The organism is Nocardia sp. NPDC051052 (assembly GCF_044456045.1).
In the GTDB taxonomy this organism is placed as follows: domain Bacteria; phylum Actinomycetota; class Actinomycetes; order Mycobacteriales; family Mycobacteriaceae; genus Nocardia.
This window is the reverse complement of the sequence record NZ_JBITFL010000007.1, coordinates 25,838-49,573: the sequence shown is the minus strand read 5'-3', so window position 1 is coordinate 49,573 and position 23,736 is coordinate 25,838. Positions and strand designations below refer to the sequence as shown.

General features: G+C 67.3%; 18 protein-coding genes. 5 read left to right on the top strand and 13 right to left on the bottom strand.

Features of this window, described 5'->3' with window-relative positions:
• Positions 1 to 114: 114 nt before the first annotated feature.
• The 3 genes from ACIBCN_RS24550 to ACIBCN_RS24540 are packed head-to-tail and all read right to left on the bottom strand — an operon-like array spanning position 115 to position 3,406.
• Positions 115 to 1,029: an alpha/beta hydrolase gene (locus tag ACIBCN_RS24550; RefSeq protein WP_396993989.1), complete on the bottom strand. Its 915-nt coding sequence runs from the start codon at positions 1,027 to 1,029 to the stop codon at positions 115 to 117.
• 14 nt (positions 1,030 to 1,043) lie between these two features.
• Positions 1,044 to 1,874 (bottom strand): SDR family NAD(P)-dependent oxidoreductase, encoded by an 831-nt coding sequence (locus ACIBCN_RS24545; RefSeq protein WP_396993988.1) that lies wholly within the window; start codon positions 1,872 to 1,874, stop codon positions 1,044 to 1,046.
• Positions 1,871 to 3,406 (bottom strand): flavin-containing monooxygenase, encoded by a 1,536-nt coding sequence (locus ACIBCN_RS24540; RefSeq protein WP_396993987.1) that lies wholly within the window; start codon positions 3,404 to 3,406, stop codon positions 1,871 to 1,873. The genes ACIBCN_RS24545 and ACIBCN_RS24540 overlap by 4 nt, the downstream gene beginning before the upstream one ends.
• 74 nt (positions 3,407 to 3,480) lie before the next feature.
• On the opposite strand from ACIBCN_RS24540, the gene ACIBCN_RS24535 reads away from it, so the two are divergent.
• Positions 3,481 to 4,107, top strand: coding sequence for a TetR/AcrR family transcriptional regulator (locus ACIBCN_RS24535; protein WP_396994372.1), 627 nt, complete (start codon positions 3,481 to 3,483; stop codon positions 4,105 to 4,107).
• A gap of 152 nt (positions 4,108 to 4,259) precedes the next feature.
• On the opposite strand, the gene ACIBCN_RS24530 is transcribed toward ACIBCN_RS24535, so the two are convergent.
• From ACIBCN_RS24530 to ACIBCN_RS24495, 8 genes are all read right to left on the bottom strand, one after another.
• Complete coding sequence (locus tag ACIBCN_RS24530; protein ID WP_396993986.1) at positions 4,260 to 4,949, bottom strand: hypothetical protein; 690 nt, start codon at positions 4,947 to 4,949, stop codon at positions 4,260 to 4,262.
• A 1,040-nt stretch (positions 4,950 to 5,989) separates the two neighbouring features.
• Positions 5,990 to 6,391 carry a contact-dependent growth inhibition system immunity protein gene (locus ACIBCN_RS24525; RefSeq protein WP_396993985.1) on the bottom strand — a complete coding sequence of 134 codons (402 nt, stop codon included), beginning with the start codon at positions 6,389 to 6,391 and terminating at the stop codon, positions 5,990 to 5,992.
• Positions 6,392 to 6,559: 168 nt separating this feature from the next.
• A complete protein-coding gene (locus ACIBCN_RS24520; protein ID WP_396993984.1) occupies positions 6,560 to 10,339 on the bottom strand; it encodes a multifunctional oxoglutarate decarboxylase/oxoglutarate dehydrogenase thiamine pyrophosphate-binding subunit/dihydrolipoyllysine-residue succinyltransferase subunit in 3,780 nt (1,259 codons plus the stop codon).
• Positions 10,340 to 10,500: 161 nt separating this feature from the next.
• Entirely contained in the window at positions 10,501 to 14,178 is a 3,678-nt protein-coding gene (locus ACIBCN_RS24515) for an ABC transporter ATP-binding protein (RefSeq protein WP_396993983.1), read from the bottom strand.
• Positions 14,179 to 14,231: 53 nt separating this feature from the next.
• Positions 14,232 to 15,014 carry an ABC transporter permease gene (locus tag ACIBCN_RS24510; protein ID WP_396993982.1) on the bottom strand — a complete coding sequence of 261 codons (783 nt, stop codon included), beginning with the start codon at positions 15,012 to 15,014 and terminating at the stop codon, positions 14,232 to 14,234.
• Positions 15,011 to 16,015 carry an ABC transporter ATP-binding protein gene (locus ACIBCN_RS24505; protein WP_396993981.1) on the bottom strand — a complete coding sequence of 335 codons (1,005 nt, stop codon included), beginning with the start codon at positions 16,013 to 16,015 and terminating at the stop codon, positions 15,011 to 15,013. The genes ACIBCN_RS24510 and ACIBCN_RS24505 overlap by 4 nt, the downstream gene beginning before the upstream one ends.
• 73 nt (positions 16,016 to 16,088) lie before the next feature.
• Positions 16,089 to 16,820: a hypothetical protein gene (locus ACIBCN_RS24500; protein WP_396993980.1), complete on the bottom strand. Its 732-nt coding sequence runs from the start codon at positions 16,818 to 16,820 to the stop codon at positions 16,089 to 16,091.
• A 99-nt stretch (positions 16,821 to 16,919) separates the two neighbouring features.
• The gene (locus ACIBCN_RS24495) at positions 16,920 to 17,942 is read right to left on the bottom strand and encodes a glutathione S-transferase family protein (RefSeq protein WP_396993979.1); all 1,023 of its coding nucleotides are present in this window, start codon (positions 17,940 to 17,942) and stop codon (positions 16,920 to 16,922) included.
• 38 nt (positions 17,943 to 17,980) lie between these two features.
• On the opposite strand from ACIBCN_RS24495, the gene ACIBCN_RS24490 reads away from it, so the two are divergent.
• Together ACIBCN_RS24490 and ACIBCN_RS24485 are read left to right on the top strand one after the other, a co-directional pair.
• Complete coding sequence (locus ACIBCN_RS24490) at positions 17,981 to 18,775, top strand: enoyl-CoA hydratase/isomerase family protein (protein ID WP_396993978.1); 795 nt, start codon at positions 17,981 to 17,983, stop codon at positions 18,773 to 18,775.
• 92 nt (positions 18,776 to 18,867) lie between these two features.
• Positions 18,868 to 20,133 carry a class I adenylate-forming enzyme family protein gene (locus ACIBCN_RS24485; protein ID WP_396993977.1) on the top strand — a complete coding sequence of 422 codons (1,266 nt, stop codon included), beginning with the start codon at positions 18,868 to 18,870 and terminating at the stop codon, positions 20,131 to 20,133.
• A 7-nt stretch (positions 20,134 to 20,140) separates the two neighbouring features.
• Here ACIBCN_RS24485 and ACIBCN_RS24480 read toward each other — a convergent pair whose 3' ends face one another.
• Positions 20,141 to 20,887, bottom strand: coding sequence for a tyrosine-protein phosphatase (locus ACIBCN_RS24480; RefSeq protein WP_396993976.1), 747 nt, complete (start codon positions 20,885 to 20,887; stop codon positions 20,141 to 20,143).
• Positions 20,888 to 21,303: 416 nt separating this feature from the next.
• Between ACIBCN_RS24480 and ACIBCN_RS24475 the strand changes: the two genes are divergently transcribed.
• Complete coding sequence (locus ACIBCN_RS24475; RefSeq protein ID WP_396993975.1) at positions 21,304 to 21,783, top strand: TetR family transcriptional regulator; 480 nt, start codon at positions 21,304 to 21,306, stop codon at positions 21,781 to 21,783.
• Positions 21,784 to 21,892: 109 nt separating this feature from the next.
• Positions 21,893 to 23,098 carry an amino acid deaminase/aldolase gene (locus ACIBCN_RS24470; RefSeq protein WP_396994371.1) on the top strand — a complete coding sequence of 402 codons (1,206 nt, stop codon included), beginning with the start codon at positions 21,893 to 21,895 and terminating at the stop codon, positions 23,096 to 23,098.
• Here ACIBCN_RS24470 and ACIBCN_RS24465 read toward each other — a convergent pair.
• Positions 23,095 to 23,649, bottom strand: a complete 555-nt coding sequence (locus tag ACIBCN_RS24465; protein WP_396993974.1) for a DUF234 domain-containing protein — start codon at positions 23,647 to 23,649, stop codon at positions 23,095 to 23,097. The genes ACIBCN_RS24470 and ACIBCN_RS24465 overlap by 4 nt on opposite strands.
• Positions 23,650 to 23,736 lie beyond the last annotated feature (87 nt).

Sequence of the window (23,736 nt, the reverse complement as noted above, 5' to 3'; positions counted from 1 at the left end):
GCCCTTCCACGTGGGTTTACTCGCCAGTAATCTACGACACCTGGATCAGGGCCGTGAGGTCGACCACCAGAAACGGATCCGTGCGTAACACCCGAGGACGGACCCGCTTCCCGATTATCCTAAGTCCCGAATATCGACCGGTTGAATCGCTTCCCGCAGGAACGCCGCCAGTTCGCTCAGCGCCGCTGCGGCGGGGGCGACCAGCGCGGCTTGCAGTTGCGCGACATGCCACAAACCCGTGCTCTCGGTGAATCGCACCGGCACACCCGCCGCACGCAGCGCGGCAACCAGATCACCGCATTGCCCGTGCAGCAGCTCGCCGACATCGACCTGAACATAAGTCGGCGGCAGCCCGACCAATTCGCCGGTGAGTGGCGCGTAACCAGGATCACTCGAATCCCCACCGCCGAGGTAGGCGGCGGCGCAGGCGCGCGACCACGGCCGATTGATCACCAGGTCGCTGTCGCGTTCCGGGATCTGGTTCGGATCGGTCCACGGCGCGATCAGGCCGAGCGCGGCCGGGGTGTGCCCGTGCCGCGCGACCAGCCGCTGCGCGGTGGCCAGCGACAAGCCGCCGCCCGCCGAATCGCCGGAGAGAGTGATCTGGTCCGGGCGGTAGCCCGCGCTTTCTACCAGTTCCAGGAACGCCGCCTCGGCGTCGTCGAGCGCGGCGGGGAACGGGTGCTCCGGTGCCAGCCGGTAATCGGGCACGTAGACGGTGGCACCGGTTTCGTGGGCCAGCCGGGCCGCGAGGGACCGGTGGGTGGCAGGCGAGCCGACCGCGTAACCGCCGCCGTGCAGATAGAGCACCGCCCCGTGGGGTGTCGCGGTGGCGGTGATCTTCTCGGTGGGCGTGCCGCCGAGCCGAATTCGATCGATGGTGGTGCCCGCGGGCACCAGTTGCGCTGCCGAGCTCACTTCGAGTAGCAGGCGCTGCATCCGCCACGGCGCCCGCTTGTTCAGCGTGACGCGGAAGATCGGACGCAGCACCGCTCGCACGACGGGCAGCGGAAGATTGATGTCCCGCATGGATTGAACTCGAATCAGGGTAGGAATGGGCGGTTCACGACGGCGGCGATGCGCTGGTAGCCGGAGGCGGTGACGCGGACGAACACGTCGAGCAGCTTGGCCTCCCAGCCGATCAGCACCCGCCCGTGTCCCTTGCGCACGCCCTCGGTGATGGTCTGCGCGGCCATCTCGGGGGTGTGCATGGCCAGCTTCGCGTCGAACATCGAGGCGGCCTTCTTGCCGTCGATGCCCTCGGCCCAGGTGGCGTTGCGCGCGACGGCGGTCTTGATGCCGCCGGGGTGCACGCAGGTGACCTTGACCTTGTGCTTGCCGACCAGCATCTCCTGGCGCAGCGACTCGGTGAACCCGCGCACCGCGAATTTCGCTGCGTTGTAGGCACTTTGGCCGGGCACCGCGATCAGGCCGAACAGGCTGGACACGTTGATCACGTGTCCGTCACCGGAGGCGATGAGGAACGGCAGGAACGCCTTGGTGCCGTTGACGACGCCCCAGAAGTCGACGTCCATGATCCGCTCGATGTCCTTGAACTCGGACTTGATCACGTCACCGTGGTAGGCGATACCGGCGTTGTTGTAGATCTGGTGCACCTTGCCGAAGTGGGCGTTCACCGCGTCGGCGTACAGCAGCACGGCCTCGCGCTCGGCCACATTGATCCGATCGGACTTGACCTCGGCGCCGAGTGCTTCGCAGCGGCGCACGGTCTCGGCCAGGCCCTCGGTGTCGATGTCGGACAGCGCCAGCTTCGCGCCGCGCTTGGCGAGGTTCTCGGCGAGTGCGCGCCCGATGCCGGAGCCGGCTCCCGTGATCACACAGACTTTGTTCTCGAAGTAAGCATCTTTGCTCACTGTGCTGCCCCTACTTTCAACTCGGCCTTGGACTGGTCGGTGGTTTGGTACGCGGCTACGTCGAACGACCGCGTGAGCCTACGGAATTCGAAGGTGAAGTCGGGCCACAGCGTGGTGTTGTTGCCGTGCTTGTCCAGGTACCAGCTTGCGCAGCCGCCGTTGAGCCACACGCTCTTGCTCAGTTTGCGCTGCAGGTCCTTGTTGAACTCGTCCTGCACGTCGCGGCGCACCTCGACCGTCTGCAAGCCGAGCTTGTCGACCGTGGCCAGCGCGTCGGCGACGTAGTTCAGCTGCGACTCGATCATGTACACCATCGAGGTGTGGCCGAGGCCGACGTTCGGGCCGAGCAGGAAGAACATATTGGGGAAGTTGGCGATGGTCGCGCCCTTGTACGCCTGCTGGCCGATCTCGTCGAAGACCTCGCTCAGCGTGCGTCCGTCACGGCCGGCGATGGTCTCGTAGGTGGGCGAATCGGTGACGTGGAAGCCGGTCGCCACGATGAGCGCGTCGATCTCGCGCTCGGTGCCGTCCTTGGTGACGATCGAGTTCGCGCGCACCTCGGCGATGCCGTCGGTGACCACATCCACGTTGTCGCGGCTGATCGCCGGGTAATAGTTGTTCGAGATCAGCATGCGCTTGCAGCCGATCCGGAAGTCCGGCGTGACCTTGGCGCGCAGCTCCGGGTCGCGGACCTCGGCCCGCAGCTTGGCCTTGGCGATCAGCTCGAACGCCTGCATCAGCGGGGGGAACTTGGCGAGGCCGACGACCTGGGTCTCGCGCGCCGCGTAGATGGCCGCGCGGGACAGCCGCTGGAAACCGGGCAGGTGCTTGAAGGCGAGCCGCTCGATCTTGGTGTACGGGCGATCCATCCGGGGCAGCAGCCACGGCGCGGTGCGCTGGTAGACGTCGAGATGGGCGACCTTGTCCGCGATCGCGGGCACGATCTGGATGGACGAGGCGCCGGTGCCGATGATCGCGACGCGCTTGCCGGTCAGGTCGGCGTCGTGGTTCCAGCGGGCGGAGTGGAAGGTCTCGCCCTGAAAGTCGTTGATGCCCTTGATGTCCGGCAGTGCGGGCTCGCACAGCGCGCCGACCGCGGAGACGACGGTCTCGGCGACGAAGCTGCCTTGGGAGGACTCGACCTGCCACCGGGATGTGTCGTTGTTCCAGCGTGCGCTGGTCACGTCGCAGTCGAAGATGTGCTTGTCGTACACCTGGTACTGCTTCGCGACGCCCTGGATGTACTGCTGGATCTCGCCCTGGCGGGAGAACGAGCGCGACCAGTTCGGGTTGAGCGCGAACGAGTACGAATACAGGTGCGAGGGGACGTCGCAGGCCGCGCCGGGGTAGGTGTTGTCGCGCCAGGTGCCGCCGACATCGCTGCCGCGCTCGAGCACCAGAAAGTCGTCGCGTCCCTGCTGACTGAGCCGAATGGCTAGGCCGAGGCCGGAGAACCCGCCGCCGATGATGATCGTCTTGACACGGCGAACGGGCCGGTCGCCGACAGCTTTGTCTGTAACCTTGCGACTCATATACGCGAGCGTAGAGGCTTATTGAGCATCAGTCAACAGTATTGAATCACGTTCAGTAGGATGTCGGTGTGAGTATCAGTCGTTCCGGTTCGGGAGAGACCAAGCGTGTCCGGCTCAGCCCGGACGAACGCCGCCTGCAACTGATCACCCTCGGTGCCGAGATGCTCGCCGAGCGGTCCCTCCAAGACATCTCCGTCGACGACATCGCCAAGCAAGCAGGCATCTCACGCGGCCTGCTGTTCCACTACTTCGCCTCGGTGCACGAATTTCACGAAGCGATCGCGCGGCACGTCAGCGCGGAGTTCCTGGCCGCCACCGCCCCCGATCGCAGCCTGAGCCTGTTCGACATGCTCCGCGACTCCGTCGAACGCTACGTCGACTACGTCGAGCAGAACCGCGCGGCCTACCACACGATCCTGCGCGGCCCGTCGAGCTACAACCCAGGCATGCTCACCTACGTCAACGAATCCCGCAGCGCGATAGCCGAACTCGTACTCACCGAGGTGCCGATCCCCCCGGACGACCCCGACCGGCCGCGGCTCTCGCTCGCCATTCGTGGGTGGATCGCCTTCGTAGAGGAAACGATCCTCACCTGGATGAGCGAAAAGCCCATCCCGCGTGAACAACTCATCGACCTGCTAGTGGAATCCCTACCGGCCCTTGCCTTGAGCCCGGCGCTCGCCGCGGCGCTACGCGACTGAAGTTTTCCGGCTGTCCCGGTCCTGCGATCGAAGCGGTGAGCAGTCTCCGATGTAGAGCATCCTTGCGTCGACAGCCACGAAAAAGACCCGCCCTCATCAGATGCGATGAGGGCGGGCCCTTTTGACCAGTGAATCGCCTGGTCAGCTGATCATTACTGCAGGACCTGCGGGATCACCTGCGGGGCCGTGGCACCGAGGATTGCGCCGATCACCGCGGCGAACACGACATAGCTGATGCCGCTGGCGATAATGCAGGCGAAGTAGCCGACGATGAAGACGATCAGTGCCGGGATGCACAGGATCGCGGCGATGCCGAGGCCGACCATGGCGCCGGCCGCGAGACCGTTGGCAACCGGGTCGTGGTTCTGCGCGTCCGGGTTGGTCGCGATGGGCTTCAGGTCACCGGTCGCGGTGGCCTTGTTCAGCTCAGTAGCGACCTCAGGGGTCACCTGCGGGGTGACGACCAGCGTCTTCCCGTCCTGGGAAATCTGCGGAGCCAGCGCGATCGTGTTGCCCGCAACCGTCTTCATCGACATCGGGAACTCGGTGACCTTCGCACCGGTGGCCGATTCCACCTGCACCGCCGACGAATCCGCGGTCAGGGTGAACTTGCCACTGTTCAGCACCGTGGAGATCGTCTTCAGGTCCGGAGACGTGGTGGTCTTGTATTCGACGCCCTGCTCGGCACCCGTCGCCGTCAGGCTGTCGGCCCACCGAGCCTGCTGGTCCGCCAGCTCGGTCGCGGACGAAGTGCCCGCGCTGGCGAGGGTTGCCACTACCGCGAAGGGCAGCACGACCGTGAGGATGTTGCGGCCTGCGCGCATGACAGTCTTATGGAACATTTAGGCTTTCTCTCCCGCCCCCGACCGCTATGGAACGCCTTGTCCCCCAGACGAATCGAAGCGTTGATATTGATCGACAGAGATATTCATATCCGAAGCACCCCCATAAGCCGAACTTATATGACGAGCGTCACACCAAGCCCCGAAATGAACCTTTTGTCCCGAATCATGCACCCCGCAAACGCGCTGGTGAACCCGCTACCGGCGCCTAATGCGCCCCTTCTCCGAAGTAGCCGGTCGAGTAGACCCCCGACACCCGGAGCAGGCGCCGTACAACAGCTTTCAAGGACACGCCGCCGCTGTCCACTGAGCCACGGAGCCCAACGCCCCGCGCAAGCTGTTGCGCCACATCAGGATCGACCCGCCTGACGCACGGAACATGCTCTTGACGCATGCTGCAACCTCCGTCAAGAGTCAGCTTCGTGCGTCAAGTCGACTGGGACAGTGTGGTTGTTTTCGTAGATCGTTTGCGGGCGTTGGGTATGGCTTCGACGGCTGGCGAAAGCTGATAATTGTCGTCGGGATATGTTCCCGAGGGTGATCGTTGTTATGGGGTCGGTTCTGTGTGCGATGCGAGTAGGTCCGCTAGGGGCGGCCCTGAGTTGGGAATTCGATGCCACCACCATGGGGCGGCAGACAGACCTTCGTCGATGAATTGCTTGATGAGATGGTTTTCGTCGTCGATGGTAATCGATCGGAACTGCTGATCGAACTCTTCGGTCGATGCGACCACCTTGCTGCGCACCGGCTCGGCAAGCCGGTCGAGGCAGCCCCTGCGGGAAGTCTCGTAGCGACAGTGCGCCCACGAGGTCGTAACCGCCCCAAGCGCGAATATCGGAAGGCTGCGCAGTCCGGTCGGTATCAATCTTCGCCACGTTGTGCGCCCACCCGGTCAGCAACTCGAGTGTCCCGAACGACTTGTTTTCATTGATGGCGTGACGAATGGAATCGAGCTCTGAAAACTCTGATTGGCTGAACTGCTGCGATATGGGCTGGGTCGGTGTTTCGTTCATTCGATCACCTAGGTACTACTTGCGCGTCTAGTTGTTGGTTTCGGCACGGAAGTTATGTATCGCTTTCCAAATTACTTCATGTGGTGCGAAACGCTGACCTAAATCGCCCATGTGTTCGATATTCTGAATTATCTCGGTTATTGGCGCGGCTGTAATTGAGTTACCGGACCAGTGGCTGGATGGGATACCGAGAACCGCAACGAGTAGATCGCCGGGGTAGTAGTCGCCTTCTGTGAGTGGATCTTGCGCGAGCAGTTCGAGCGCGCGAGGCAGCAGCGCTGGAACTCCTTCGTGCTGCCGGATCAAGACCCTGAGGTCCTCCGGCGTCAGCTCCCGAATCGGCTTGCGGCGTAACGCGTGCACGGTTTTCACTAGTCGCGTCGCATCCGTTGGAGGGTCTGGCCACGATGTCGCCTCGATCTGCTCCACCGAGAGATCCTCGCTCGGGGACGGGTCCGCCCCGTTTCCGCTCATGACATCGAACGCTACTCGTCTGACGCGGGCTGCCACCCGGGCTCTCTTCAGCCTGGACAGCACGACGCCGGGTCGAACCAGTTCCGATCTGGAAGTGGTTCGACCCGGCGTCAGGTCAGCGAACTAGGTGGTTGGTTCGAAGGCTTCGGCTACGATCTCTGCCTGTTCCACCGCGTGTACCTTGCTGGAACCCGAGGAGGGGGCCGACATGGCGCGGCGGGAGATGCGGCGCAGTTTGCCGAGGCGGTCGGGCAGGACCTCGGGGAGGTTGAGGCCGAAGAAGGGCCAGGCGCCCTGGTTGGCCGGTTCCTCCTGGACCCACGCGATGTCGGTCGCGTTGGGGTAGCGGTCGAGGGACTCGTTCAGGCGGTAGGTGGGCAGCGGGTAGAGCTGCTCGATCCGCACGATCGCGACGTCCTCGCGCTTCTGCTTGGCCTTCTCGGCGGCCAGCTCGTAGTAGAGCTTGCCGCTGGTCATCAGGACCCGTTTGACCTTGCTGCGGTCGCCGATGCCCTGCTCGTAGGAGGGCTCGTCGAACACCGAGCGGAACTTGCTCTCGGTGAAGTCCTTCAGATCCGACACGACGGCCTTGTTGCGCAGCATCGACTTCGGGGTGAAGACGATCATCGGGCGACGGATGCCGTCCAATGCGTGGCGGCGCAGCAGGTGGAAGTAGTTCGCCGGGGTGGACGGCACGGCGACCGTCATCGAGCCCTCGGCACACAACTGCAGGAAGCGCTCGATGCGGCCGGAGGTGTGGTCCGGACCCTGACCCTCGTGGCCGTGCGGCAGCAGCAGCACGACGTCGGAGAGCTGACCCCACTTGGCCTCACCGGAGGAGATGAACTCGTCGATGATGGACTGCGCGCCGTTGACGAAGTCACCGAACTGCGCCTCCCACAACACAAGTGCGTTCGGGTTGCCCAGCGAGTAGCCGTACTCGAAGCCGACGGCGGCATATTCGCTCAGCGCCGAATCGTGCACCGCGAACCAACCGGGGTTGGTGCTGCCGATGTTGTGCAGCGGGGTGTACTCCTCGGCCGTCTTGCGGTCGATGATCACCGAGTGCCGCTGGGTGAAGGTGCCGCGGCGCGAGTCCTGACCGGTCAGGCGCACCGCGCGGCCCTCGTCGATCAGCGTGCCGAAGGCCATCAGCTCGGCGAAGGCCCAGTCGACCTTGCCCTCGTAGGCCATCTCGCGGCGCTTCTCCAGCACCGGCTTGACGCGCGGGTGCACGTTGAAGCCGTCGGGCACGTGCAGGAAGGCGTCGCCGATCCGCTGCAGCACCGCCTTGTCCACGGCCGTCTGCACGGTGGTCGGCACCTTCTGGTCGTCCTCGACGGACTCGCTCGGCTCCGGCGTGTACTTCTCCAGCTCGCGGACCTCGTTGAACACCCGCTCCAGCTGACCCTGGTAGTCGCGCAGCGCGTCCTCGGCCTCTTTCAGCGAGATGTCGCCACGACCGATCAGGCTCTCGGTGTAGGCCTTACGCACCGAGCGCTTGGTGTCGATGACGTCGTACATCGACGGCTGGGTCATCGACGGGTCGTCGCCCTCGTTGTGGCCACGGCGCCGGTAGCAGACCATGTCGATCACGACGTCCTTGCGGAACTTCTGCCGGAAGTCGACCGCGAGGCGGGCCACCCAGTCGCAGGCTTCCGGGTCGTCGCCGTTCACGTGGAAGATCGGCGCGCCGATGAACTTCGCGATGTCGGTGGAGTATTCGGTGGAGCGGCTGTTCTCCGGCGAGGTGGTGAAGCCGATCTGGTTGTTCACCACGATGTGGATGGTGCCGCCGACGCGGTAACCGCGCAGACCCGACATGTTGAGCGTCTCGGCGACCACACCCTGACCCGCGAACGCGGCGTCACCGTGCAGCATGAGCGGCATCACCGAGTAACCCTCGGGGCCGTCGCCCTTGTCGAGCAGGTCCTGTTTGGCGCGAACCAGGCCCTCGAGGACCGGGTCGACCGCCTCCAGGTGCGACGGGTTGGCGGTGAGCGAGACCTCGATCTCGTTGTCGCCGAACATCTGCAGGTAGGTGCCGTGCGCGCCGAGGTGGTACTTCACGTCGCCGGAGCCGTGTGCCCCGGCCGGGTTCATGTTGCCCTCGAACTCGGTGAAGATCTTCGAGTACGGCTTGCCGACGATGTTGGCGAGCACGTTCAGCCGGCCACGGTGCGGCATGCCGATGATGACCTCGTCGAGCGAGTGCTCGGCGCACTGGTCGATGGTCGCGTCCATCATCGGGATGACGGCCTCGGCGCCTTCCAGCGAGAAGCGCTTCTGCCCGACGTACTTGGTCTGCAGGAAGGTCTCGAAGGCCTCCGCCGCGTTGAGCCGGTTCAGGATGTACTTCTGCTGTGCGACAGTCGGTTTGACGTGCTTCTGCTCGACCCGCTCCTGGATCCACTGCAGCTGCTCGGTCTCCAGGATGTGGGTGTACTCGACACCGACGTGGCGGCAGTAGGCGTCGCGCAGGACCGAGAGGACCTCGCGCAGCTTCATCTGCTCCTGGCCGTGGAAGCCGCCGACATTGAAGGTGCGGTCCAGGTCCCACAGCGTCAGGCCGTGCTGGGTGACGTCGAGATCCGGGTGGCTGCGGAACTTCTCCTTGACCAGCCGCAGCGGGTCGGTGTCGGCCATCAGGTGGCCGCGGTTGCGGTAGGCGGCGATCATCTCGAGCACCCTGGTGCTCTTGTCGACGCCGCGTTCGCGAATGTCCTTGCGCCAGCGCACTGGCTCGTACGGCACGCCGAGGCCGTGGAAGATCTCGTCGTAGAACTCGTCGGAGATCAGCATCTGGTGGATGGTGCGCAGGAAGTCGCCGGACTCCGCGCCCTGGATGATGCGGTGATCGTAGGTGGAGGTGAGCGTCATCAGCTTGCCGACACCGATATCGGCGATGCGCTCGTCGCTCATGCCCTGGAACTCGGCCGGGTACTCCATCGCGCCCGCGCCGATGATGGCGCCCTGGGCCGGCATGAGGCGGGGCACCGAGTGCACCGTGCCGATGGTGCCGGGGTTGGTCAGCGAGATGGTGACGCCGGCGAAATCGTCGGAGGTCAGCTTGCCGTCGCGGGCGCGGCGGACGATGTCCTCGTAGGCGGTGTGGAACTGGCCGAAGGTCATCGCCTCGGTGCCCTTGATAGCCGCGACGACCAGCGAACGGTTGCCGTCCTTGCCGGGCAGGTCGATGGCGAGGCCGAGGTTGGTGTGCGCGGGGGTGATCGCGTTCGGCTTGCCGTCGATCTCGGCGAAGTGCCGGTTCATGTTCGGGAACGCGTTGACCGCCTTGACGATCGCGAAACCGAGCAGGTGGGTGAACGAGATCTTGCCGCCGCGGGTGCGGGCCAGGTGGTTGTTGATGACCAGCCGGTTGTCGATCATCAGCTTCGCCGGGATGGCGCGAACGCTGGTCGCGGTCGGGATGGTCAGCGACGCGGCCATGTTCTTGGCGACCGCGGCCGCGGCACCACGCAGCACCTTGGCCTCGTCGGCCACGGTCTCCGTCTTCGGGGCGCCGGAGGTGGGCGCCGCGTTGGAGGTGGGCGCCGGGGTGGTCTGCGGCGTGCGCGCGGTGGCCTTCGCCGGGGCCTGCGCGGGGGCCGCGGGCTTGGCCGGTGCGGGCGCGGCGGCCTTGGGCGCCGCATTCGCCTTGGGGGCCGAGTTCACCGACGCGGGTGCCGGAGCCGGGGTCGGCGCCTGCGCGGGAGCGGCCGGAGCGGCCGAGCTGTTACCGGAATCACCCGTGGTTTCGGGCGTGTAATCGGCGAGGAACTCGTGCCAACTCTCATCGACCGAAGATGGATCTTGCTTGAACTTCTGATACATCTCATCGACTAGCCACTGGTTCTGTCCGAACTGGGAAGTTGAGCTGCTCACAGCAGGTGTTCGCCTCATTTCGTTCTTCGCGCTGCGACGTTTGTGACGTGCCCGGCACTGCGTAGCGACTGCTTGCAAGTCGCTCGAAAAGGCCAGCATCAGCGGATGTGCGCCGATGCGCCCTATCTGAGGATAGGCCCAGCAGCAAACCGACGGAGCGACTGACCACCCGGCAAACCTCACCTCATAAAGGACGACTTGTCTGTCACCGAGAATATTCCCCCGGTTTCACGTGCCGCTGACCACAGTCTGGAATACGGTCCGCCCGCGGCGAGCAGTTCGACGTGGGTGCCGATTTCGGCGATCCGGCCGTGCTCGACGACGGCGATCCGATCGGCTCGCGCCGCCGTACCGAGCCGGTGAGCGACGAGGACGGTGGTCCGGCCGCGGGTCAGCGAACGACTCGCGGCAAGCACCGACGCCTCGGCGTCCGGGTCGAGGGTAGCCGTGGCTTCGTCGAGCAGCAGCAAGTCGGGGCGAACCAGCTCGGCGCGGGCCAGCGCGATGAGCTGCCGCTGACCCGCGGACAGGCCGCGACCACGCTCGCCGACCGGCTGGCGCATGCCCTGCGGGAGCGCGGCGATCATGCCGCTCGCACCGACCGCAGCTGCGGCTTCGGCGATATCGGCGGCGGTGGCGGACGGTTTTCCGAAGGCGATATTGCCGGCGACGTCGCCGCTGAAGAGGTGCGCTTCCTGCGGCACGATGCCGAGGCGGGCGCGGTAGTCGGTGAGACGGTAATCACGGATATCGGTGTCGTCGACCAGGATCGCGCCGGTGCCGTCGGCGGGCAGGTCGTAGAGGCGGGCCAGCAATTTGACGATGGTCGACTTGCCTGCGCCGGTCGGGCCGACGAGGGCGAGGGTGCTGCCCGCGGGAATCCTCAGCGAGACGTTGTCCAGAGCGAGCGCCTCGACCCCGGGGTAGTGGAAGCGCACGTCGTCGAGGACGACCTCGCCGCGCAGCCGTTGCTCGATCGGGACGGCGTCGGCTCGATCGTTCGCGATCGCCGACGGCGTGCGCAGCAGCTCGCCGATCCGGCGCAGCCCGACACGCGCCTGCTGATATCCGTCGAACACCTGCGACAGCGCGAGCACCGGCGCGAACAGCAATTCCAGATACAACACGAATGCGACCAGCGTGCCCGCCGTGGTCGTACCGGCGGCCACCTCGCGCGCGCCGACGAAGACCACCGCGGCCAACGACACACCCGACCAGGCGGTGACGAACGGGAAGTACAGCGCGATGGAGGCCTGGGCGCGCATCCGGCTGCGCCGATATCGATCGGAGTATTCGGCGAAGCGGCGGGCCGCGACGGGCTCGTGTCGATTGGCCTGCACCGCACGCAGTCCGGCGACGTTCTCCTGGAAGTGGGCGTTCACCGTGGAGACGTTCTCCCTGGACACGGTGTACGCGGTGGACGCGAAGCGGCGGAACAGCGCCGTCGCCAGGAACAGCGGCGGCAGCGTGGCCAGCACCACCAGGGCCAGCGAGACGTCGATCACCAACAGCGCCACCGCGATTCCGACGAAGGTCAGCCCGCCGATCAGGGTGGTCGCCAGCCCGGTCTGCAGGAACGTGGACAGCGAGTCGAGATCGGTGGTCATCCGCGTCATGATCCGGCCGGACAGTTCCCGCTCGTAGTAGTCGAGCCCGAGCCGCTGCAGGTGCGCGTAGCTACGGATGCGCAGGCCGTACAGCACTCGCTCGCCGGTTCGAGCGGTGACCAGGGTGTTCGCCGCGCCGACCAGCCAGCCCGCGGCGACAAGCAGGAGGCCGAGCCCGGCGGCCAGGCCGAGCGCACCGGCATCGTCGCGACCGACTCCGGTGTCGATGGCGAATCGCACGATCGGCGGGAAGGCCACCCCGACCAGCGCGTCCAGCAGTAGCAGCGCGATCGCGGCGATCACCAGCGTGCGCACCGGTCGCAACAGCCTGGTCAGCCGGAACTCCGGATCGGACTGTCGCAGCCGTTGGTCGTCCAGCTTCGGCTGCTCGGTGGCGGGCGGCAGTAGCGCGATATTCCGGCGCAGCTCTGGGGTTTCGGTGAGATCCGCCGCCGCCGCGGCGGAGGTGCGGCCCGCACTGCCGTTGGCGACGGTGGTGGGGATCGCGGCGGTCGCGCGGTGCGCGGGCAGGTGCGCGCCCAGCGGCGCGGGTAGCCGGATGACCCGATCGGCGTGCGCGAGTGTCGATTCGCGATGCGCCAGGATCAGCGTGGTGCGCCCGGCCTGGTCGGACAGCGTGCCGAAGATCGCGGCCTCGGTGATCGCGTCCACCGCCGAGGTCGCGTCGTCCAGCACCAGAATGCGCGGCTGCGCGAGCAGCGCCCTGGCCAGCGCGATGCGCTGGCGTTGCCCGCCGGACAGCGTCAGCCCGCGCTCGCCGACGACGGTGTCGTAGCCGTCGGGGAGTTCGCCGATGAAGTCGTCGGCCGCGGCGGACTTCGCGGCCCGCCGGATCTCGGCGTCGGTGGCCTCCGGACGGCCGATCGCGATATTGGCCGCGATGGTGTCGGAGAACAAGAACGGGTCGTCGAACACCACGCCGATCGCACCGCGGAGTTCGGCGGCGCGCACCTCCGCGATGTCGACCCGCTCGGCCGAGTCGTCGGTGCCGAACAGGCGAATAGTGCCCGCGTCGGGAGCGTAGAAGCGGGGGAGCAGCAGCGAGAGCGTGGTCTTCCCGGAGCCCGCCGGCCCGATGATCGCCACCGTCTCGCCGGGGCGCACGGTGAGATCCAGCTCCCGCAGCACCGGCTGTTCCGGGTCGAATCCGAAAGTGACCGCATCGATCTCGATGCCGAGCGGCCCCGAGGGCAGTGGCTTGGGTTCGGGCGGATCGGTGACCAGCGGCGCGGTGTCGATCACCTGGTACACGCGTTCGGCGGCGGCGCGGGTCAGCTGCGCGAGCACCAGCGCACCCGCCATGATCCGCGCCGTCGCGGTCATCGTCGCGACATAGGCGGCGAACGCGACGAAGGTGCCGATCCCGATCGTCCCGTGCAGCGCGAGTAGGCCACCGAGCACGATGACGCCGACCATGCCGAGCTGCGGAATGGCGGCCACCGTCGGCGCGAACCGCGAGTCGACCACGGCCGCGCGCATTCGTTCGGAATACAGGGTGCGACTGTGCTTTTCGAGCACGTCCACCATCCGGGCCTCCTGCCCGAACCCCTTCACCACGCGCACGCCGGTGACGGTCTCCTCGACGTGCTGCGCGACATCGGCCGCGCGCTGCTGCGCCGACCAGGTGGCCGCGTACAACCGCGGCCGAACTCGGAAGACCACCACCGCGATCGCGGGCACCACCAGCAGCGCGAGCACCGCGAGCGGCGGCGACAACCACATCATCACCACCGCGGCGAGTAGGAACTCCAGCACCGCCATCCCCGACAGCGGCACCATCGCCAGCAAGCCCTGCACCAACTGGAGGTCGGTGATCGACCGCGACACCACCTGCCCGGTCCGGATCGCGTCCTGGCCCGCCCCGTCCAGCCGTTGCAGCGATCCGAGCAGATCCACCCGCAGCGAGTGCTGCACGTCCAGCGACAGCTTGCCCGCGAGCAGCCGTCGCCCGAAGCCCGCCGCGAATCGGCCGAGCGCCAGCAATAGCAGCAGCACGGCGACCACCGCGATGACGCCGGTCTCGCCGATCCCCGCGGCGTCGACGGCGCGCTTCGTCAGCAGCGGTCCGGCGATCTCCACCACCGCGCCCGCCAGCACGGCCGCGCTCAGCCCCGCCAGCGTGCCCCTGTGCGACCGGCTTTCGGCCCACAGCCGGCGAATCCAGCCGGGACCGCCCGCGTCGCGCTCAGGCGACGCGGTGGGTGTGCTCGCTTCGACAACGCCGCCCATAACCATCCACGGTAACGACGCTCACCGACACGTAATTTGTTCCCGGAGGGGGTTCAGAGATCGAGGCGGCGCAGGTTCCACCAGCCCGCGGCGCCGATGCCGATGGTCCACAGCAGCAGAACCACGACGGCGGCGGGGGTGGGGGCGAGGAAGTCGCTGTCCTCGTACGAGCCGACCATGACGGTGCTGAGGGTGGCCGAGCCGGGGAACAGGGAGACGAGGCCGGTGGCGCCGACGCCGTTGGCGATCAGCCAGAGCAGGGGCTCGGCGATGACCAGCCAGCCGAGCACGACCACGATCGCGGTCGAGGACGAACGCAGCAGCAGGCCGAGTCCGGCACCGATCAGCGACCAGCAGACCGCGGCGAACAGTCCGCCGCCGAGCACCGATGCCAGGTTGATGCCGAAGTCGAATTTGCCTCGGCCGAAAGCGAAGAGCGCGACGACGGCGACCACCTCCACCGCGAGCGCGGCGGCCAGCGCGAATACTCCGGTGACCAGCAGCTTCGCGGCGGTGAGCCGATCGCGGTCGGCGGTGAACAGTGCGGTCACCGGCATGGTCTGATGTCGGTACTCGCCCCCGCTGCCGACCGCGCCGAACACCGCCGCCGCCAGCACCACCAGCGCGAGACCGACGTACAGGCCGATCGTCGCGGCGCCGGTGGCGGGTTCGCTTTTCGGATCGGTCTTGCCTGCCAGCAGCCCGCTCGCGAGGCAGGCGAGCAGCGCGACCGCCACCGGCACTCCGGCGAGGATCCGGTTGAGCGGCAGCGTGGTGACCTTGCGAACCTCGGAGTTCAGAGAAGGCACCAGGTCCGGGGGCACAATCGTGATCATCGTGGAATTCCGTACGGCGTCGGCGTCGGATGCTGCGCCGCTCCGGCCAGGCCGGGGTAGGGCGAGACCGTCGGGGTCGGGGGTTTGGTGAGCGAGGCGAGCACCCGGTCGGGATGGATCAGGTCGGGGATGATGCTGTCCAGCCGCACCTGCGCCGCGGTGGCAGCGTCCCGGATATCGGCTTCGGTCGCCTCGGCCACCGCGAGCCGCCCGTCCGGCCGGATCACCGCGTCGGTGAACCCGCGCGCGGCCAGCGTGGTGGCCAGCGCGATCGGGGTGGACGCGGCGACAACGAGCCGATCGGGATGGCCGCGACGCAACCGAGCCGGACTGCCCTGATACACCACCGCGCCCTCGCTCAGCACGATCACGCTGTCCGCACCGGGCAGCACTGCGGCGAGGCTCTCGCTGGTCACCAGCGCGCTACCACCGCGCTTGGTATGCCTGCGCAGAAAGTCTTGCAGCCAACCACGTTCCGCGGCCTCGAGGCCGTCCATCGGCTCGTCCAGGATCAGCAACGGCGGATCGCCGAGCAGCGCGGTGGCCAACGCCAGCCGCGTCTGCTGCCCGGCCGAGAGCGCACCGCCCTTCGATCCGGCCGCCTCGCCGAGCCCGACGAGGTCGAGCACCTCCTCGACGCGCCCGTCCGGCACGTCGACCGCGGCCGCGTAGATCCGCAGATGGTCGCGTGCGGTCCGGCCGGGTTGCAGTCCGCGCGGCGCGAGCACCCCGCCGATGACCCGGGCCGAGCTGACGTAGCGATCCGCGTCGCCGCGGGCCCGACCCGCCCCTGGCCCGCCGACCGCCGCCGTCCCTGAGGTCGGTTCAAGCAGCCCGAGCAGCGTTCTGACAATGGTGGTTTTGCCCGCACCCTGCGGCCCGACCAGGGCGGCGGTGGTGCCGGACGCGACGGTGAAACTCACGTTCTCGACGGCGGAAACCAGACCGTAGCGCTTGGTCAGACCGCGGACGGAGAAGGCGAGCGCAGACACCGCAGTCACAGCTCCACCTCGCTGGCGCTCGGTTCCACTGCGCCTGATGGTGCTGCGTTCATGGTTCCCTCGCTGCGCTCGGTCACGACGGCTTGGTGGGTGATTGCGGCTTCGTCGGGTCGATCGCGGTGAGCGGATCGGCGTCGACGATGAGGTGCCGGTCGGCCGGCCAGATCACCGGCGCGGGACCGAAGGCCGCGCGCGCGTTCTTGATCGTGGTCTTGCCCATCGCCCGGTTGCCGACGCCGCCGATCACCGCGCCGATGCCCGCGGGCACGATCTTGCCCGCCATCAGGGCCGCACGCCGGGTGATGAAGCGGACGATGAACCGTTTGAGCAGCGAGTCGTTCATCGACGAGAGCCCGGGGATACGGTTGGCGAACACCGTGCCCCAGTTCTTCGCCGAGGTGCCGACGGTCTTCTGCACGATGTCCATGCCGCCCTCGCCGAGCACGACGGCGAGCACCAGCGCCCGGCGCTGCTCCTTGTCCTCCGGCGAGATGCCGTGCACCGCGGCCACCGCGAGGGTGAACACCGCCGAGGCTTCCATGAAGAAGGTGGTCTCCGCGCTGACCGCGGCGATGGCCGCGACCGTGCCGACGCCGGGCACCGCCGCCGTCGCGCCGACGGCACTGCCGCTACCGGTCACCGCGAGCAGGTACTGGTTCTCCAGGCGCTCGATGATCTGCGCGGGGCTTTCCGACGGGTGGGAGCGCCGGATTCGGTCGACGTATTTGGCGACCGCGGGGGCCTGCAGGCGAGACCCCGTATCGAGTAGCTGGACCACCGTCTTCTCGAACGCGCCATTGAACATCGGCGGCACCCTCCTCTTCCGGTCTGCTGGGTTGAACTGTAGTGGTACGTCCACCCTCAGCTCGTCATGACAACGATGTACCCAGCCTGATCGGTTCCATCAGCCCGGTTGGTGCGCGGCGGGCACTCGTTCGGCCTCGACCGGCGGGGGCGGCGGGGTGCCGTCGCCGAACGGGCGGCCGCCCAACGACTCTCGGCCGTGCGGGGTCAGCCAGTTCGCCAGGTCCGGCCCCTTCGGCACGATCCCGGTCGGGTTGATGTCGCGGTGCACCACGTAGTAATGCTCCTTGATCTGCGCGAAGTCGGTGGTGTCGCCGAATCCGGGTGTCTGGAAGAGGTCGCGAGCGTATGCCCACAGCACCGGCAGCTCGCTCAGCTTGGATCGATTGCACTTGAAGTGGCCGTGATAGACCGGGTCGAAACGGGCCAGCGTGGTGAACAGTCGCACGTCGGCCTCGGTGATGGTGTCGCCGACCAGATAGCGTTGCGCCGCAAGCCGTTCCGAGAGCCAATCGAGTCGGTGGAAGAGCCGGTCGTAGGCGGCCTCGTAGGCGTCTTGCGATCCGGCGAAACCGCAACGGTAGACGCCGTTGTTGACGTCGCGGAACACCGCGAGGTTCACCTCGTCGATCTCGGCGCGCAGCGCTTCGGGATACAACTGCGGCGCGCCCGGCCGATGGAACTCGGTCCACTCGGTGGCGAAATCCAGCGTGATCTGCGCGTAGTCGTTGGTCACCACCTGGCCGGTCGCCACTTCCACCACCGCGGGCACCGTGATGCCGCGCGGATAGTCCGGGAACCGCGCCAGATAGGCGTCACGCAACCGGGGGATGCCGAGGACGGGGTCGACGCCGCCGGGATCGAGGTCGAAGGTCCAGCTGAGCTTGTCGTGCGTCGGCCCGCACAGGCCCAGCGAGAGCACGTCCTCCAGCCCGAGCAGGCGACGCACGATCAGTGTGCGGTTCGCCCACGGGCAGGCCCGCGCCGCGATCAGGCGGTAGCGGCCCGGCTCGACGGGATAACCGTCGCGGCCGTCGGCCGTGATCCGGCTGGTGATGTAGTTGGTGTCCCGCTTGAACTCGCCGGGCTCGACGTAGGAGCCACTTTCCACCGACTCGGTCACTTGGACAGTCTTGCAGACAGAGGACCTAGTCTGGCCGAATGACTGAATCGAAGGCCACCCGCCTGGAACGCGAAATCACCGACGGCGGCGCGGAGGTAGCGATCTTGACGCTCGCCAATCCGCCGCTCAATCTCTTCGACCAGGCCATGCTCGACGCCCTGGTCGAGGACTTCGCCGACCTGTCGGCCAACCCGCCGCGCGCGCTGCTGCTGCGCGCCGAGGGCAAGCTGGTGTCCGGCGGCGTCGACGTGCACGTCTTCGACGGCTTGTCAGTGGAGCAGGGCGCCGAACTGTGGCGGACCCTGTTCGCACAGATCATCCACCCGGTCGAGGCGCTGCCCTGCCCGGTCGTCTTCGCCGCGCACGGGCTCACCCTCACCGCGGCCTTCGAGATCGCGCTGGCCTGCGACATCATTCTGGCCGCGCCGAAGGCGAAGTTCGGTCTGGTGGAGACCGTGGTCGGCCTGACGCCGTCGATGGGCGGCCCGCAGCGGCTGGCCGAACGCGCGGGCTCGGGCCGGGCGCGCGAGTTCGTGATGACCGGTGACCTGTACGACGCGGCGACCATGGCGGAGTGGGGCGTGGTGAACGCCGTCCACGACGATGTCGACACGGCCGCAAGGAAATTGGCGCATCGCCTGGCCGAGGGCCCGACCGTGGCGCATGCCGCGACCAAGAAGATCATCGAAGCGTGGCGCTCCGGCGGTGTGGCACACGCGGATTCGGTGACACCCGAGGTGTCCGGCGCGCTGTTCGACACCGCCGACCTCAAAGGCGCGGTGCGCAGCTTCCTCGAGGTCGGGCCGGGGAAAGCGACCTACACCGGCCGGTGACAGACAGGACACGTTCGTCGCCTCTCCCGGCTAGAGTGTGACTCGCGTCATATAGTCGCAGTGCCTGCTGACTCGAGGCGCGCGGAGGACGAATGTCGCAGTTGCTCGTCGAATACCCCCTGACCCGCCCGTATGCCAGCGCTAACCCGCTGGCGCGCGGGGCCGATGGCGTGCTGCGCTACGGCAACCTCACCCCGGCGCTCACCGAACTACTCGACCTGCAGGTGCACGCGTTCTCCACCCGCGAGGCCGTGGTCGAGATCGGCGGCCCCCGGCTGACCTACCGGGAGCTGTGGCATTCCGCGTCGCGCATCGCGGGCGGATTGCAGGAACACGGCATCGGCTACGGCGATCGGGTGGCCGTACATATGCCCGCGGGCGTCCGTTGGGTGCAGGCGTTTCTCGGCGCGCTGCTCAGCGGCGCGGTACCGGTGCTGGTGCACGACGGCTTACCGGACGCGGTGGCCGAGCGGGTGATCGCCGACAGCAGTGCGGATTTCGTGCTCGGTCGCGAGATCGCCCGCGGTGCTGAACTGCCCGACGGTGCCGCGTATATCGATGACGGTGCGGCACTGGGCGATCTGGCCTTGCTCAGCTACACCAGCGGCACCCCGCTCAGCGCCACCGCCGCGCCCAAGGGGGTGGAGCTGACCAACGAAAACCTGCTGTCGGCAATACGTTCGGTGGTTTGCGCGCTCGATCTGCCTGCCGACGGCCTGCGCAATCTGGTGCTGCTGCCGCTCGCCCATGCCAGCGGCTGCGTCGACCAACTGCTGCCGACCTTGGCGGTCGGCGGCACCGTTGTGCTGGCCAGGGACGGTCGCGGACTCGCGGAAGCCATTGTGGCCGAACGGATCGACATGATGTCGGCGACGCCGCGGATCTTCGCGGGCCTGCTGCCCGAACTCGCCGCGCTGCGCGACGACGGTGTGCGCACCGAGCGCATTGTGCGGCTCAGCAAGGCCGGGCACCGGGGCGAGCGGGCCTCGGCCCCGGCCACACCCGCGGATCTGGCCGCCGAACTGCGCGAGATGTTCCCGGCCGCCCGGCAATGGTCGATCTGGGGAGCCACCGAAACCAGCGGCATCGGCCTCGCCGTCGACGACGCGGAGTCGGCCGCCGACGCCGACGCCGTGCTCGGATTCCCTTTCGGCGGTACGGAATTGGCGCTGTGCGGGCCGCGCGCGCAGGCGGGCCACGGCGAACTGCTGTGCCGCGGCCCGAACGTCTCCCCGCGCTACTGGAACGACCCGACGACCACCGCGGCCCGGTTCACCGGGACCTGGTTCCACACCGGCGATCAGGTCACCATCGATGCCGACGGCCTGGTGCGCCGCGGCCCGGTCCAGCACGAATGATCCTGCGTCACTCCAGCATTCGCTCGCGCAGCCGAGCAAGCAGGTCCGGGGTGATTCCCGCGTTCGTCAGGTAGGTGTCCACGTCACCGTGCAACTCGTGCATCGAAGCGGTAGCGGTACTGAGGTATTCCTCGCGCACGCCGAGCAGGTCGATCGAGAGTTCTTCGCCGCCGAGAAGTTTCGTCGTCATCATGGCGCGAAGCGCCGGGACGGCGCCGTTGCTCTCCAGGTAGTCGGCCTTGACGTCGGCCTCGGTCACCCCGACCGCGCGCAGCAGCGTGGCGATGGCCCAGCCGGTGCGGTCCTTGCCCGCCGCGCAGTGCACCAGCACCGCGCCCTCGCCGCGCGCGATCGATTGCGCGAGGGCGGTGATCGCGGCGTGCGCCTCGGGCAGCGCGGGGAACATCCGGTAGACCTCGAGCATGTGGGTGAACGCGCCCTTGGCGTCGGTGTGGTGCGGCGGCGCCTCGGCCATCCGGGCGTCGAACGGCGTGACGTTCACCCGGACGCCCTCGGGTACCCGGTCGTGGCCGATATGGTCGATCTCGCGCTCGCCGCGCAGGTCGTGCACGTCGCTGACGCGCAGTTCGCGCAGGGTGGCCAGGCCCGCCTCATCGAGCCCGGTCAGCTGCGCCGAGCGCAGCAGCACGCCGGGACGGATCTTCGCGCCGTCGACGGTGCGCAGTCCACCCAGGTCGCGGAAGTTGAAGGTGCCGGAGATGAGGTACTGATCGGCTGGCGGCGAGAGAGTCACCGACCAAGGCTATCCGGCCGCGGGCGTCGAGCGGGTGGCGTTCCCGGATCGAACCGCCCGCGCGTAGGTGACCGATTTGCGCGGTTCACCTGTGTGATCGGCCACAGGATTCGGGGCGCGTTCCAGCGCGCCCGTACAGTGGACGATGGTCTGCTTTCCAGCCGGGCAGGGCTGAGAGTGACCCCCAGGGAGGGAAATCCGGGCAGGGCGGAGTGGTACCCCCACTATTCCGTTTGGGTAACAAAACATTCTTTCAGTCTGGAATTACCCACTGAACCTGTTCTCAAACCCCGGAAACCCTCTACCATTGATGAACGTTGGACCGGGCAGCCTGGGTTTTCCAGCGATGTGCCCGCCATGTTCGACGAGTCGCGCCGACGAGGGTGCGCGAGATCTTTTCGCCGAGGGAGTCGTCGTTGAGCGTACGAGGAGACACCGCAGTGGTTCGGCTGCGGCCGACCATCTGCGAGGCCGTCGAAAAGGCGGCCGCGTCACTAGACCACGGAGGTGTGCGCGCACTACGGGTGCTACTGCATGCCGGCGTGAGCGCGTACTGGCCTTTGGTCAAGGCCGCACCGGCCAAGCAGGTCCAGGCCTACGAGGCGACACTGCAGGCATTACGTCAGCGTTGGGCAGCGCAGACCGACTGCATCGCCGACCCGGCCGCGACGGCGGCCTACCGAGAGATGGACACCGAGGTCGCCGCGTTCCTGCAGCTCTGCGCCGATCGTTCGGGCGCACAGTGGCTGGAGCCGGTGGACGCCATCGCGGCCTACGCGGTCTCGGTGCTGCAAGGCACCGTGTTGCGCTGGCTTGCCGACTGCAATGACGAAACAATGCTGGTGGTGCTCGACGATCTGGTGAGCAGCCTGGCGACCCGGGCCGCCGAGCTCTAGCGGCCCCCTGAGTGCGCGGTGACCTCGGGAAACGAGGAGCCGCAAATGCTGGACGTTTGACCAGTTTGATGGTTGAGTGGAATCCGTGAGCGAGCGCAGCGAGCGAACCATCAGCACGGCGCCCTCGGGCAGCACGACGAGCGAGACGTCTCCGATCGCGGGGCTGCACGCGGCCACCGCCGAGCTGGATCCGCCCCTGGCCGCCCTCGACCTGGCCGCATTGCGCGCGAACGCCGCCGATCTGGTGCGCCGCGCGAACGGTGTCCCGGTGCGGGTCGCCAGCAAATCCGTGCGCTGTCGCGCCATCCTCGAAGAAGTACTCGGCGACGAGCTCACCGCCTCGGGCGGCTTCGCGGGCATCATGTCCTACTCCCTGGCCGAGGCCATCTGGCTGGTCCGTCGCGGCGCCCGCGACATTCTGCTCGGCTACCCGACCGTCGACCGGACCGCGCTGGCCGAACTCGCCGGCGATGAGACCCTGCTCCGTTCCATCACGTTGATGATCGACGACGTGGCTCAGTTGGACCTCATCCGTGCCGCCATCGGCAGCGACTTGGTGCGCCCGCGGGTCTGCCTCGACGTCGACGCCTCCCTGCGGATCGGCCCGATCCACCTCGGCGTCCGCCGCTCTCCGGTGCGCACGCCGGAACAGGCCGCCACCCTGGCCGGGGCGGCGTTGCGCCGCAAGTTCGAGGTGGTCGGCGTGATGACCTACGAGGCGCAGATCGCCGGAATGCCCGACACCAATGCCGCGCTGCGCCTGATGAAGCGAGCCTCCGCGGCGGAAATCACCAAGCGCCGCAAGCGAGTTCTCGACGCCGTCCGCTCGGTCACCGGCAAGCTGGAGATCGTCAACAGCGGCGGCTCCGGTTCGATCGAGGTCAGCGTCGCCGACCCGGACGTCACCGAGGTAACCGCCGGTTCCGGCCTGTACGTGCCGACCCTCTTCGACCACTACCGGTCCTTCACGCCGAGGCCTGCCCTCTTTTTCGCCACCTCGGTACTGCGCCGCCCAACCCCTTCCATCGCAACGGTTTTCGCTGGCGGCTACATCGCCTCCGGCCCCACTGGCCCGTCCCGTGTCCCGAAACCGGTGTGGCCCACCGGCTTACGCCTGATAGGTACCGAAGGCACTGGCGAGGTGCAAACCCCACTCACCGGCGCCGCGGAACTCCGCATCGGCGACCGAGTATGGTTCCGCCACGCCAAAGCAGGCGAACTCTGCGAGCGCTTCGACAAGCTGCACCTTGTCGAGCCGGACGGCACCCGAACAACAGTCCCCACCTACCGCGGCGAAGGAAACTGCTTCGGCTAGCGCCAGGCGTCGACGAGATCTTCAGGGCCCCAGTGCGTTGCCAGTGGCAGATCGGGTACCACGCCGCAGCGTGATACGGCTACGAGTGGGGTGCCGATATCGGTGCCTGGCACTGACAGGATTGTTCGGGTGAGGGCGTCGTAGTCGTGGCGGTCGAAGCTGCGGTCGTCTTGCCATTTGATGGAGCCGATGAACTGGATGGCGGTGGCGACAGGTTCGCGGTCGGCGCCGATGAGGTCGATTTCCGGGTTGTTCTGGCGGTTCCACCAGCCACCGATCGCTTCGGTTTCGGGCCATCGGTCGTTGGGCAGTAGACGCAGCAGTGATTGCCGGATGAGTGGTTCGACGGCGCGTCCTCGCCATGCGGGCCAGGACCGTTCGATGCGGGCCAAGGCGAGATCGCCGCGCCCGCGTTCGATGAGCGGAATGCCTCGCTGCAGGAACGCCAGCCAAAAGCGTAGATAGGGATCGGCGATGCGATAGCGCTTGTTCTTGGTGTCGGCTTTGGTGGATAGCGGTAGGTCCGCGGCGATAGTTCGTTTGGCTTGCAAGGTGTTCAGCAGCGGGGTGAGGGTTCCCGCCGGCAGCGCCCCGGAGCCGCCCGCTTGTGTGCTCTGCCTGCGAACTTCATGGAGGCT